This window comes from Caballeronia sp. LZ003 (assembly GCF_031451465.1).
Classification (GTDB): domain Bacteria; phylum Pseudomonadota; class Gammaproteobacteria; order Burkholderiales; family Burkholderiaceae; genus Caballeronia.
In genome coordinates this window covers 359,058-371,610 of record NZ_JARUXJ010000004.1, presented here as the reverse complement: position 1 = coordinate 371,610, position 12,553 = coordinate 359,058, and the positions used below count along the sequence as shown (strand labels likewise).

Annotated in this window: 13 protein-coding genes; 6 read left to right on the top strand and 7 right to left on the bottom strand. The window is 62.7% G+C overall.

Annotation, left to right across the window (positions count from 1 at the left end):
• Nucleotides 1-27: 27 nt before the first annotated feature.
• Both QCE79_RS25810 and QCE79_RS25805 read right to left on the bottom strand, forming a co-directional pair.
• Entirely contained in the window at nucleotides 28-702 is a 675-nt protein-coding gene (locus QCE79_RS25810; protein WP_309848659.1) for a hypothetical protein, read from the bottom strand.
• Nucleotides 703-1,325: 623 nt separating this feature from the next.
• Nucleotides 1,326-1,748, bottom strand: coding sequence for a hypothetical protein (locus tag QCE79_RS25805; protein ID WP_250493585.1), 423 nt, complete (start codon nucleotides 1,746-1,748; stop codon nucleotides 1,326-1,328).
• Nucleotides 1,749-2,021: 273 nt separating this feature from the next.
• On the opposite strand from QCE79_RS25805, the gene QCE79_RS25800 reads away from it, so the two are divergent.
• Nucleotides 2,022-3,254, top strand: a complete 1,233-nt coding sequence (locus tag QCE79_RS25800) for an EAL domain-containing protein (RefSeq protein ID WP_244829346.1) — start codon at nucleotides 2,022-2,024, stop codon at nucleotides 3,252-3,254.
• A gap of 3 nt (nucleotides 3,255-3,257) precedes the next feature.
• Here QCE79_RS25800 and QCE79_RS25795 read toward each other — a convergent pair whose 3' ends face one another.
• Entirely contained in the window at nucleotides 3,258-4,301 is a 1,044-nt protein-coding gene (locus QCE79_RS25795; RefSeq protein ID WP_250510210.1) for an alpha/beta fold hydrolase, read from the bottom strand.
• A gap of 163 nt (nucleotides 4,302-4,464) precedes the next feature.
• Here QCE79_RS25795 and QCE79_RS25790 point away from each other — a divergent pair, with 163 nt between their 5' ends.
• Nucleotides 4,465-5,178 carry a 1-acyl-sn-glycerol-3-phosphate acyltransferase gene (locus QCE79_RS25790; protein WP_244829344.1) on the top strand — a complete coding sequence of 238 codons (714 nt, stop codon included), beginning with the start codon at nucleotides 4,465-4,467 and terminating at the stop codon, nucleotides 5,176-5,178.
• Nucleotides 5,179-5,272: 94 nt separating this feature from the next.
• Here QCE79_RS25790 and QCE79_RS25785 read toward each other — a convergent pair whose 3' ends face one another.
• The gene (locus tag QCE79_RS25785) at nucleotides 5,273-5,641 is read right to left on the bottom strand and encodes a response regulator (protein ID WP_244829343.1); all 369 of its coding nucleotides are present in this window, start codon (nucleotides 5,639-5,641) and stop codon (nucleotides 5,273-5,275) included.
• Between the two features lie 208 nt (nucleotides 5,642-5,849).
• Nucleotides 5,850-6,788, bottom strand: coding sequence for a pca operon transcription factor PcaQ (gene pcaQ / locus QCE79_RS25780; protein WP_309848653.1), 939 nt, complete (start codon nucleotides 6,786-6,788; stop codon nucleotides 5,850-5,852).
• A gap of 125 nt (nucleotides 6,789-6,913) precedes the next feature.
• Here pcaQ and pcaH point away from each other — a divergent pair, with 125 nt between their 5' ends.
• From pcaH to QCE79_RS25765, 3 genes are all read left to right on the top strand, one after another.
• Nucleotides 6,914-7,615 (top strand): protocatechuate 3,4-dioxygenase subunit beta, encoded by a 702-nt coding sequence (gene pcaH, locus QCE79_RS25775; RefSeq protein ID WP_244829341.1) that lies wholly within the window; start codon nucleotides 6,914-6,916, stop codon nucleotides 7,613-7,615.
• A gap of 5 nt (nucleotides 7,616-7,620) precedes the next feature.
• The gene (gene pcaG / locus QCE79_RS25770) at nucleotides 7,621-8,229 is read left to right on the top strand and encodes a protocatechuate 3,4-dioxygenase subunit alpha (RefSeq protein WP_309848651.1); all 609 of its coding nucleotides are present in this window, start codon (nucleotides 7,621-7,623) and stop codon (nucleotides 8,227-8,229) included.
• 80 nt (nucleotides 8,230-8,309) lie between these two features.
• Entirely contained in the window at nucleotides 8,310-8,630 is a 321-nt protein-coding gene (locus QCE79_RS25765) for a DUF2288 domain-containing protein (protein ID WP_244829339.1), read from the top strand.
• Between the two features lie 35 nt (nucleotides 8,631-8,665).
• Here the strand turns inward: QCE79_RS25765 and QCE79_RS25760 are convergent, their stop codons facing one another.
• Complete coding sequence (locus tag QCE79_RS25760; protein ID WP_244829338.1) at nucleotides 8,666-9,769, bottom strand: AI-2E family transporter; 1,104 nt, start codon at nucleotides 9,767-9,769, stop codon at nucleotides 8,666-8,668.
• Between the two features lie 247 nt (nucleotides 9,770-10,016).
• Between QCE79_RS25760 and QCE79_RS25755 the strand changes: the two genes are divergently transcribed.
• On the top strand, nucleotides 10,017-10,547 hold the full coding sequence (locus QCE79_RS25755) for an OmpA family protein (RefSeq protein ID WP_244829337.1): 531 nt from the start codon (nucleotides 10,017-10,019) through the stop codon (nucleotides 10,545-10,547).
• 17 nt (nucleotides 10,548-10,564) lie between these two features.
• Here the strand turns inward: QCE79_RS25755 and QCE79_RS25750 are convergent, their stop codons facing one another.
• On the bottom strand, nucleotides 10,565-12,553 hold the full coding sequence (locus tag QCE79_RS25750) for an acetyl/propionyl/methylcrotonyl-CoA carboxylase subunit alpha (RefSeq protein WP_309848646.1): 1,989 nt from the start codon (nucleotides 12,551-12,553) through the stop codon (nucleotides 10,565-10,567).

The following is a 12,553-nucleotide window of genomic DNA, read 5'->3' as shown; positions in this document are numbered from 1 at the left end:
CTTGCTTTCGTTACCGCAGCCCTTCTTCTACCGGCCGTAAGCCATCAGCGGAGCCTCAGGGCATCGTACCGGTTCCCAGTCAAAAGATAAATCTACAGATTGCAAATCGATGTCCGGATGATGCGTATTCACCATGTAGTTGAACAATGGGTGACGCGCCTCTTCCCAACGCTGCCGCGCGACAGCCACTTCCTTGGCCAGCACGCGATGCGGCATGCCGCCCACGTGCGCCATCGGCAGATACTCGTTTACGCCGAACACGTCCTTGAACAGCATGGCTTCGTATTCCCGGTCGAGCGGCGCACGCGCGGTAATCACCATCCAGTCGATCTCATGCAGTTCGCAGAACATCCACAACGCCTTGCACAACGCCACCTTCACGACTCTTCCCACCATGCCGCCCGCCACGCCAAGGCGCGTCGCTTCCGCGAGACGGCTTTCGGCGAGATGACCCGGCAGCTTGATCGATTGCTCGACCGCGAGCGGCGCATACGCATTGGTCTGAATGCGCATGGTGCCCAACGGCGCGCCATCGAGTTTCGATTCCGCGAGCAAAACCGCGGTGCCGCTATCGCGATCGGAATGCTCGAGCGTCATTTTCTCGGCGAATTCGGGCAAATGCCGACCATACGCAGAACGCCTGATGCTTACGGCTTTCTGGAGCCCGTCGTCGTCCTGGACGATACGGATAGTAAACGGCATGCGTTCCGTTTTCTGAAGTGCGGGCACTACCGTGAGTGTCGGACGAAGCGCCGTTTCAGATTGGTTAGCGGCGGCATTCGTGGCAAGGTTCAGACGTTCCATTTTGTAAACCCCATTTTTCTTGGCGATTAGGAAATTGCCGCGTGATATGGGCGTTTTAAGGTTGTGCCCTCACACGGCGAATCGAGCCTCTCACGAAGTCAAATAACGGGGTGCGCGCTTGCCACTGTTTCTCAGCAAAATTCAGGCTAAACAATTAGAACTTTTATTCTAATTGCCGAACTAATCGCCGGGCAACTGCTGCAAAATTAAATATGCATAGCCGGTATTCGAATATGCATGCACAAGAAGAGTGAAAAGAAACGAGGGCCAACAGCCACCAAATGCCGTGAGAGGTATTCAGGAGAATAGCCGTCTGTCAAGCAATACGAAATATCGAGTAATCACGTCAAAAGACTAAAAAAAGGGGACACGGTAACGTTTGCGCTTCACGCAACACTCGAAAACAGAAAACGGCAACAAATGGGATCGTTGGGGAAATGAGCTGACACAAAAACGCGGATGCCTCGACTTTTGGCATCCGCGAATCTCACAACATGTTGAACAAATCAAAGACGGGGTAATCAGTCTTCTTCGTCGAGCCAAGGAATGTCGACGTCGGTAATGAAGGCAACCATGGCAAGCGGGCGTCCCTCCTGACGGCCGAGATTGCCGTCGGCACGCTGCCATTCGCAGCGGAAGATGGTGGCCGGCGTGTCGGCGAGCAAGGTGATCGTGCGAATTTCGTCTGGATCGTTCTCCTCGACAGGGCCGTCGAGCGAAACGAGCAACTGCTGCGGCCACGCGCCGTCGGCGGGATCGTAGATCTTGTCGCCGTCGTGAACGACCACGTGCGCTTCGACGCCGATGGTCGCCGACGCCTCCACGATCATCTTGCCGAGTGCGCGCAACACCGCCGTAGCGCGAGCCGAATTGGCCTGACGGATGGCGAGATCGCCGCGCGTGAGCGCCTGCTCGAGTTTTGGATTGGTTTTCTGTTGCGCCATCGATGTCTCTCAAAGGTTTTGGTGCAAGCTTCGACGAGCCTTGCGCCGCTTAAGTTGCAGCGGGATCGTATCACCGCCTCTTCAAAGATAGGTCGCGGCGCGGGCGCGGGCAAACACGACGCCGCCACTCAAGTTTTCGCACGCTCGGCCGATACTGCCTTGTATCCCCATCTCGCCGCGTGCCATTGCCGTGCCGTTCATCGACTCGTATGTGCATTCTCCCCGACGCTGTGTCCGCATGCAGCCGTCAGGCCTCGGCCGGCGTGGTCCGACGTGTTGACGGCGCACACCGGAGTCGTCGACGGCATCACGCTTCGCACGCATCTGCAGCCGATCTACAGCCTTCCGCATCAGCGCGAAGTCGGTTACGAGGCGCTGTTGCGCGGCGATGCGGGCGATGGCGCGCTGATCGGCCCGTTCGATCTGTTTGGCCGCGCGATCGTCTCGGGCGAGCTCACCGCGCTCGACCGCATGAGTCATCTGGCGCACCTCCGTCATGCCGCGCCGGTGCTGCCGAGCGCGCATTGGCTGTTCGTCAACATGAACCCTGCGACTTTCACGGACCCTGGCTATGCGAAACAGTTCGCCGCGCTCACGCACGCGGCCGGGCTCGCGCCGGAGCGGATCGTGATCGAAGTGCTCGAATCGGGCGGTTCGGATGTCGCGGAAATCGCGCGCGCGACGCGCTCGTTTCGCGCGCAGGGCTTCCTCGTCGCCGTCGACGACTTCGGCGCCGGGCATTCCAATATCGATCGTCTGCTCACGATGCGGCCGGATATCGTCAAGCTCGACCGCAGCCTGGTGCGCGCGCAGAGCGGCAAGCGACGCACGCCGATGCGCGATGCGCTGATGCCGAAGCTCGTCGATCTGCTGCATGAATCCGGTATGTTCGTGGTGGCCGAGGGAATCGAAACCAGCGACGACCTGATGCTCGCGGCGCGCTCCAACGTGGACTTCGTGCAGGGTTATCTGTTCGGTCAACCCGCCGCGCAACTCGCCGAACGCGGCGCGGCCACGCCGCTCTTCGAAAACGTATTCGATTCGCTCGCGCAGACGCGCCGCACCGAGCGCCTCGCGAGCGACTTGCTGCTGATGCCGTATCGCTCGAATCTGGCGCAGGCCGCGACGCGCCTTGCGGGCGGCGCATCCGCCGAGCATGCTTGCGCCGCGTTGCTCGCGCTGCCTTGTACGATCAGTTGCTTCTTTCTCGACCACGCGGGTCGCGAATGCCTGCCGACGCTCGCCGGCGCGTGTGAGCGGCGCTCGGCCGACCGCTTCGCGCCCATTGCGGACGCCTCGACCGGCCGCTGGGACACGCGCCCCTACTTCGTCGATGCCCACACGCGGCCGCAGCAGGTCATCACGAGCGCGCCGTATCTGTCGGTAACAGGGACGTCGCTGTGCGTCACGCTCACCATCGCGACGCAGCGCAACGGACGGCTGATCGTCGCGGGCGCGGATCTCGACTGGCGACGCCTGACCGAAGCGGCGCCGTCGATCCTGTAAGCGTCAGCTTGCCGCGATGGCTTGAGCCAGGGCCACCGCGCCTTTGCGCAATGCCGTCACGTTGTTGGGCTCGAAGGTCCAGTGCCCGGCGACATCCACGATGGCGAGTTGCGCGCCCGGCCAAAGCGCGGCAAGGTCGAACGCCTGATCCGCGGGACACACCATGTCGAAACGTCCGTGGACGATACTGCACGGCAGATGCGCAATGCGCGCGACGCGCTGCAGCAGCGGTTCGGGCGGCAGTTCGTGCGCCATGTAGTGACGTTCGAGCAGCGCCATGGAAACGGCGGCGGAGTTGGCCTCGGCGCTCGGGCGCTTGTCGTCCTGCTTCGGGTCGCTCGAGTCCTTCGCTTCGCTCGATGCTTGCGCTTCACCCGATACTTTCGCCTCGTCCGCTTCCTTCGCCTCCTTCGGCGGCTTGTTGACCACCGACAAGGTGGTCTCATACAGCGTCCACGCGCGCGCGAGCCGCGTGCCGGCTTCATCGAAACGCGCGAGCGGCGCTTCCGTCAGTTGCAGGATCTCCTCGCCGCTTGTCGGACGCTTCCCGCTCGCGGCTTCGATGGCGTCCAGAAACGCGCGATGCGCCTCCGGAAACACGCGCCGCACGTCCCACAGGAACCAGTCGATGTCCGCGCGCCGCGCGAGAAACACGCCGCGCAGCAAGAAGCCCGTGCAGCGTTCGGGATGCGTGACGCCGTAAGCAAGCCCGAGCGTCGTGCCCCACGAGCCGCCGAACAGCGCCCAGCGCTCGATGTTCAACGCGACTCGCAGCTTCTCCATGTCGCCGACGAGCGCATCGATGCCGTTCGCCTCAAGCTTGCCGAAAGGCTTCGACTTGCCGCAGCCACGCTGGTCGAAGAACACGACGCGCCACTTGTCCGCTTCGAGCACCTCGGCCCATTTGAGATTCATGGCGCCGCCGGGGCCGCCGTGCACGACGAGCATGACGGGCGCCTCGCGCGGACCTTGCGCGCGCCAGTAGATGGAATGGCCGTCGCCCACGTCGAGCATGCCTTCGTCGAAACTCACCGGCTCCTGATCCATGTGTTCCCTTGCGATGTTGATATAAGCGGTCGATGACCTGCACGCGCCATTGTTGCATCGCGCGCCCGAAGACGCATGAGCGAAGCGGCGGTTTTTGCCTCGTGCGTTCACGGCTCGATACCGTTATGCTTCTGGGCTTTCCTCCGTCGATCGCACGATTTCAATGCGCAGCACCCTCGTCAAGTGGCTCTTCGCCACCTATCTGCTCGGCAGCGGCACGATCTGGTCGATCCTGATCCTGCCGCTTTTCCCGTTCGTCGGCAGAAACGGACGCTATTGGTTAGCCAGGCAATGGTGCCGCGCGATGGTCACGATGATGCGCGTCATCACCGGTGTGGGCGTCTCGGTCGAAGGACTCGAACACTTGCCGCACGGGCCATGCATCGTATTGAGCCGCCATGAATCGACCTGGGAGACGCTCGCGTTCATGGCGCTCTTTCCGCGCCGCATCAGCTTCGTGTTCAAGCACGAACTCATGCAGATTCCTTTCTTCGGCTGGGTGCTGCGCGGTCTGGACATGGTGAGCCTCGACCGCGGCTCGATCCGTCAGGCGCACCAGGCTGTCACGCGTGAATGCGCCGCGCGGCTGAAGAAAGGCGACGTCGTGGTGATCTTTCCGGAAGGCACGCGCGTGGCGCACGATGCGCCGCTCAAGCTCGCTTCGGGTGGCGTGCGGCTCGCGTGCGCGACCAAGGTTCCGGTCGTGCCCGTTGTCCACGACGCGGGCAAGGTCTGGCCAGCGAAGGGTTGGCCGGATCATGGTGGACATATCCGCGTGATCGTCACGCCCGCCTTGCCGCTCGAATGCGAAATCCCGCAGGAATTGAACCGGCTCGCTCAAGCGCAGATGGATGCGGCGCTGGCGGAGTTGCGCTGATTGGTTAAGCCGCAAGCCTTTGCCTCGTGGATGCCGACTTGAGGCCTTGGTCGTCGCGTTCCGAGATTCTCGTCGAAGCGCAAGCAGCAGCCGTTCAATAAAGCGGCCGCTTCTTTGCGGCACACAGACGGTTCACGGCCGCAACCAGCGTCTCCATCTCGACCGGCTTGCGCAGATACCCGTCGTAGCTCACGAAAGCTGGCGGATTCGGATGCCCTGAAATCATCAGGAAAGGGATGTGCGCGAGCGCGGCGTCGTTCTTCATCGTTTGACAGAGAAGCGCTCCGCCGAGTCCCGGCATCATCCAGTCGGACACGACGATGTCGACCGTCTGCGCGCCGAGTATCGACAGAGCGCCGTTGCCGTCGACGGCGTAGAGCACGCGGCAATCCTCCCCTTGCATGCAGAGGGTCCAGGCTTCGATGGTGGCGGGGTCGTCATCGACGAGCAGAACGGTCTTCATGGAGCGAACGAGTTGACAGCAATGCGGCACCAAGTGCGGGAAATGACGTCGATGCGCCGAAGCGGCACGCGTCGATAAGACCGGCGCCACGAGCGTTCGTTGCAACCGATTCGCTGTCCCGGCGGGCTTACGTCATAGTATTTGTTTCGCGCGAAATCTGCGCGGTAAATGCTGCTCTAGCAAGGTGCGCGCCGCGGCGCACGACCGGTCACTTGTTCCCGGCGCGCGCACGGCCCGCTTCGCGCAAGGCATCGACCAGACTTTCTTCCACGGGCGTGCGCGCGGAGTCGTTGCGACGTATCAAGCCGATCGGCTCATCGGTGCCGGCGAAGGGCATGGGCAAGGCAACGAGCAAGCCGAGCGCGATGTCCTGCGCGACCGCGCCCGCCGGAACGAACCACACGGCGTCATGGTGCAACGCGAGCGCGCGGCCAAGCGAAACCGACAGCGTTTCGATCAACGCGGTCAGCGCATGCGCGCCGAACGCTGTCAGAACGCTTTCAGCCGACTGACGAATCAACGTCCCGAATGGCGGCACGACGATCGCGAAACGCGCAAGCAACGCGGGCGTGAGCGGCGCCTCGAACGTCAGCGGATGCTCGCGCCGGACAATCACCGCTAGCGGTTCACGATAGATCTGCTCGAAGGAAAGCTCGTGCATGGCTTCCGGCTCGGAGAGCCGGCCAACGACCAGATCGACGTCGCCCGCCTTCAGCCGTTCGAGCAGTTGCGCGTTCGAATCCGTGCGAACGGCAAGCGAAATGGCCGGCCATTGCTGCCGGAAAGCAGCGAGCGCGGGCGGCAGCAAGGCCGTGGCGACAGTCGGCAATACGCCGATGGAAATGGTCCCCGGCACATCGCCACGCTCGCGCAGCAGCATGTCCACGCCTTCGCGCAGCGACGCCACGCACGCGCTCGCATGCGGCGCGAAGAGCCGGCCCTCGCGCGTGGGAACCGCGCCGCGCCTGCCACGCTCGAACAAGCGCACGCCTAGAATGGATTCGAGTTCCCCTATGGTCTTCGACACGGCCGGCTGCGTAATCGACAGGCTGTCTGCCGCGCGCTGCACGCTGCCGAGCTGCGTCACGGCAAGGAAACACTGAAGGTGGCGGAACTTGACGCGAGTGTTGGTGAAGTCGATATCCATGACGAGTCGTTATGCAAGCAGGCACGAAACATCATTTTCCATAACTCACTGCATTCGATAAAGTAGTTGCCAGAAATATCCGATTGAAAAACCCGGACACCCTACAAAACAGGAGACACGTCGTCATGACTTCGCCTATTCTCACGCCTCGCGACTGGGATTCCCACCCGCCGTATCTGTCGCCGGGCTACCGGTCATCCGTGCTGCGCAGCCCTTCGCTGCCGCTCATCCCGCTGAAGGAAAATCTGCGCAACCGCCGCGTTCCCGTCTATGGCGCGGACGACCTGGGCACGCTCGATAACGACCTCACGCGCAATGCCGCCAAGAACGGCGAGCCGCTCGGCGAGCGCATCATCGTGACGGGCCGCGTGCTGGACGACAACGGCCGCCCGGTGCGCAACACGCTCGTGGAAGTGTGGCAGGCCAATGCCGCCGGACGCTATGTCCACAAGGCCGATCAGCATGACGCGCCGCTCGACCCGAACTTCCTCGGCGCGGGCCGCTGCCTGACCGACGACGAAGGCCGCTACCGCTTCATGACGATCAAGCCGGGCGCGTATCCGTGGGGCAATCACACCAACGCGTGGCGCCCGAATCACATTCACTTCTCGCTCTTCGGCGACTACTTCGGCTCGCGTCTCGTCACGCAGATGTATTTCCCGGGCGACCCGCTGCTCGACCTCGATCCGATCTATCAAGGCATTCCCGAGCAGGCGAGAAAGCGCCTCGTGTCGCGCTTCTCGATCGACACGACTCAGGAAAACTACGCGCTCGGCTACGAATTCGATATCGTGCTGCGCGGCCCGGACCAGACGCCGACGGAGTGAACGACATGACCACGCTCAAACAAACCCCATCGCAGACCGTCGGACCGTACTTCGCCTACGGCCTCGTTCCCGAGCAATACAACTTCGATCTGAAGAGCCTGTTCACGGCATCGGCCGCGGATCGTGAAGTGCCGGGCGAGCATATCGCCGTGGTCGGCAACGTGTACGACGCGGAAGGCAAGCCCATTGGCGACGCGCTCATCGAAATCGCGCAGGCTGACGCGAACGGCCGTTACGTGGAAAGCGCCGAAGCCGCGCGCGAGTCGGGCTTTCGCGGATTCGCGCGCGTCGGCACGGGCACGGACCCGAAGCTGCGTTTTATCGTCGATACGGTGAAGCCCGGCAAGACCGCCGACGATGCCGCGCCGCATCTCGATGTCATCGTGCTGATGCGCGGCATGCTGCTGCACAGCTACACGCGCATCTATTTCGACGATGAAACCGAAGCCAACGCGAACGACGCCGTGCTCGCCGCCGTGCCGGCCGAGCGCCGCCATACGCTGATCGCCAAGCGCGAAGCGGGACCGACGGGCAAGCCGGGTGTGCCGGGCACGATCTATCGCTTCGACATTCATCTTCGCGGCCCGAACGAGACCGTGTTCTTCGACCTCTGAACGTCCGCTTCAAGGCGAAACGAAGGCGTCCGGCACTGCGCTATAGTGTCGGACGCCTTTTCGTTTCCATTGCTTCCTTTATGACCGACGCTTCCAACCAAAGCCCCAGCCCGCTCTACACCAAGCTGCTTGCCGAAACGGCGCAGATCGGCTGGTCCGAACTCGAACGCTTCTTCGCAAAGGGCGCGCTGATTTGGGTGAAGGGCGACCTGGATCTAGTGAGCGTCGCCGAGGCTGTCGCCAACGACGACACGCAGCAGGTCACGCAATGGCTCTCGGCCGGACTCATCGAGCGCTTGCAGGCGCAGACCGCCGTCGATATCGCCGCGCGCGATCCCGAGTTGTGGGCCGTGGTGGTATCGCCCTGGGTCTGCGTGCAGGAACGCGGCGCGGGCATTTGAATTACGTCACGCGCGGCGCTTCATCGACTTCGTCTTCAATCGCGCACCCAGTCCGTCCATAGCACGACGAGAATCGTCATCAATGCCGGGCCGATGAAAAGCCCGATCAGCCCGAACGTTTCCGCGCCGCCCAGAATGCCGAACAAGACGAGCAGAAACGGCAGGCGCGTGGAGCCGCCGATCAGCACTGGTCGCACGAAATGCTCGGAGATGAAGACCACGATCAGCCCGAAGATCGCCACGCTGGCAGCCGAAATCACGGAGCCTTGCGCGAGCAGCCATAGCGCCGAGCCGAGGAAGACGATCGGCGCGCAGAACGGCAGCATAGCGGCGACCGCGGTCAGCATGCCGAGCAAGGTGGCGTGCGGCACGCCCGTGATGCCATAGGCGATACCGAGCAAAGCGCCCTCGCCCAGGCCAACCACCACGAGACCGATCACCGTGCTGCGCACGGAGTCCGCCATGCGCCGGATGAGCGCCGCACCGTCCGCGCCAAACGCGCGCCGCGATCCCGCGATCAGTTGCTCGCCAAGCCGCGCGCCCGCCTGGAACATGAAGAACAGCGTCATCAGCATGAAGCCGAAAATGACGAGCCCATGCACTACGCGTCCGCCGAAATGGCGCGTCATCGCGACGACCGTCGCGCTATGCAGACGCTTCACGGCAGGGGAAGATTCGAGCGGTGTCGCCAGATTCTCCTGCCACCAGTGCGAAACCTGCTGCGAACCCATTGGTAGATGCTCGACGAAAGCGGGCATCGGAATACCGGTGCGCAAGACGTCGTGGAACCAGCGGAGCATGTCGCTCGCTTCGTTGGCGGTCTGCGCGGCAACGATGGCGAACGGCACAACGAAGAGCAGCCCGACCGCTGTGGCAAGAAACGCCGCGAGCAAGATATTGTGCCGCCTGAACAGCGGACGCTGCTCCAGCCAGTGCAGCGCCGGCCATAATGAAATGGCGATCACGATAGCCCACACCACCGCCGGTATGAACGTGCGCGCCGTGTAGAGCGCAATCAGCACGAGCACCGTGTAAAGCGCCGCCGACGCCGCCCGCTGTACCTTGTTGATGCGTGCGCCCGGGTCCGTATCATGCTCGTTGCTGCGCTCTGGATTACGCGGATATCGCGGTGTAGACATGACGGTGAAAGCTCGCAGGAAGAGAGACGGAAATTCGAATCGATAACCTGAATGGTCGCACGCATTGTAAGCGCGTCGAACGTTCGGACGAAGTTGGCGCCCTGTTGACGCCCAGTTGGGTCTAGGTTGGCGCTCGATTCGCACAAAGCGTTCCGCATAGTTGCGGGCAAGCAGCAAATGTTATTTACAACGGCAAGATTCGGGCTCCGTATAATCAAAGCCTCTCTAAAGAGAAGGGAAAGCACGGATGGCAGGTAGAGCATTACAGTCGGCCGTTGGAACATGCGCGTCGCTTGCGATGCTGGCGAGTTTATTCTCAGGCTGTTCGAGCGGCCTCAGCCGCACGAAGGAAGACAAGCTGAACGCGCAATACGGCATCACCATGCTGCAGGTCAAAGGCGGCGTGGAGATGCGCCTGCCCGACGCGCCGCTCTTCGATAGGGACGAAGCGCGCATCCGCGTGCAGAACATCGCCGTGCTGGACCGCGTCGCGGATGTGCTCAAACGCAGCATGCGGCCTGTTCTGATCGAAGGCCATACCGACGACGAAGGCTCGCTCGCCTACAACCGCGAACTGTCGCTGGCGCGCGCGAATGCCGTTGCGAATGCGTTGATCGCGCGCGGCGTGCCGGCCGAGCGCATTACGACCAAGGGCATGGCTTACCTGCGGCCCATCGCCAATAACGACACGCCGCAGGGCCGCGCGCTAAACCGGCGCGTCGAGATTCTGGTGCGCACCGAGAGCCAGGACACGTTACTCGGCAGGCCCAGGAAGTAACGCGCTTCCAGCTTCCTTCAACTCGTTTCGAGCACCAGCAACTGCGAACCGTCGGCGACCTGATCGCCGACATCGAAGAGAATCTCGCCGATTTTTCCCGCCGTGGGCGCGACGATCGTATGCTCCATCTTCATGGCTTCCATGACGATGAGCGGCGCGCCCCTCGCCACCATCGCGCCTGCCTCCACCAATACCGCGATGACCTTGCCGGGCATCGGCGCGGTGAGACGTCCTTCGTGTTCGGCATCGCCCGCATGAGCCATCAGGTTTTGCCATTCGAACTGGAATTCCGCGCCTTCGAGAAAGACGTGGAAGATGTCGCCTTCGGTGAAGACGGTGCCTTTTAGCAAGTTATCGTCCAATTGCACGGTGTAATCGGTCGCGCCGCCATGCGTCCAGTCGAAGCGCGCGCTCTTGCCATCGAGCGCGAGCCGCTTCTCGCCGTCTTTCGTGTAGACGACCTTGAGCATGTCGTCGTGATCGACCTCGCGCCAGTTCAGGTCCTGGCTATAACCGCCCGCCATGCGCCAGTGCGAGAGCGCGTCCCACGGCGAGTGACCGTGCGCCTCGCCGCCTTCGCGCGTAAGCAGCGCGGCGCAGGCAAGCGCGAGCGCCTTGTTGCGCGGTACGGTTGGCGGCGCGAACAAGGTGTCGCGATGACGCTCGATCAAACCGGTATCGAGCTCGCCTTGCGAAAACGGCTCGCTTTTCACGATACGTTGCAGGAATTCGACGTTCGTATGCAGCCCGACGATCTCGCATTCGGCCAGCGCCCGTGCCATGCGGGCGAGCGCATCGCGACGGTCGCGGCCATGCACGATCAGCTTCGCGATCATCGGGTCGTAAAACGGCGTGATGGCGTCGCCTTCGCGCACGCCGCTGTCGATACGCACGTCGCCGTCGATCGAAAAACTCACCGCCTGCGGCAATGCGAGATGCTTGAGCGTGCCCGTCGATGGCAAAAAGCCCCGCGCCGGGTTCTCCGCATAGATGCGCGCTTCGATGGCATGACCTTGCACCTTCAGCGCGTCTTGCAACAGGGGCAAAGGCTCGCCCGCCGCCACGCGCAGTTGCCATTCGACCAGATCGAGCCCGGTCACCATCTCGGTCACCGGATGCTCGACCTGCAAGCGCGTATTCATCTCCATGAAGTAGAACTGGCCGTCCTGCGTCATGATGAACTCGACCGTGCCCGCGCCGACGTAATTCACCGCGCGTGCCGCCGCCACGGCGGCTTCGCCCATTGCGCGTCGGGTGGCATCGGAAAGACCGGGCGCGGGCGCTTCTTCGAGCACTTTCTGATGCCGACGCTGCACCGAGCAATCGCGATCGAACAGATAGACCGCGTTGCCGTGCGTATCGGCGAAAACTTGCACTTCGACGTGACGCGGGCGCAGCAAATATTTTTCGATCAGCACGCGATCGTTGCCGAAGCTCGACGCCGCTTCGCGCTTGCATGAGGCGAGCGCGGCCGCGAAGTCCTCGCTCTTTTCGACGACTCGCATGCCCTTGCCGCCGCCGCCCGCGCTTGCCTTCAGCAGCACCGGATAGCCGATGCGATCCGCCTCGCGTTGCAGGAGCGCGGCGTCCTGATTGTCGCCGTGATAGCCGGGCACGAGCGGCACCGACGCGGATTGCATGAGCGCCTTGGCCGCGGCCTTGGAACCCATCGCGCGGATGGCTTCGACCGGCGGCCCGATGAAGACGATGCCCGCTTTCTCGCATGCATTGGCGAAGTCTTCGTTCTCGGAAAGAAAGCCGTAGCCCGGATGCACGGCTTGCGCGCCGCTCGAAAGCGCTGCCTCGACAATTCGCTCCATCCGCAGATAGCTTTCGGATGCCGCCGCGCCGCCCACGTGCACGGCTTGATCGCAGACATCGACGTGTTTCGCTTGGGCATCCGCGTCCGAATAAACGGCGACGCTGCCGATATTCATGCGCTTCGCCGTCGCCGCGACACGGCAGGCGATCTCGCCGCGATTTGCAATCAGAATCTTGTTGAACAT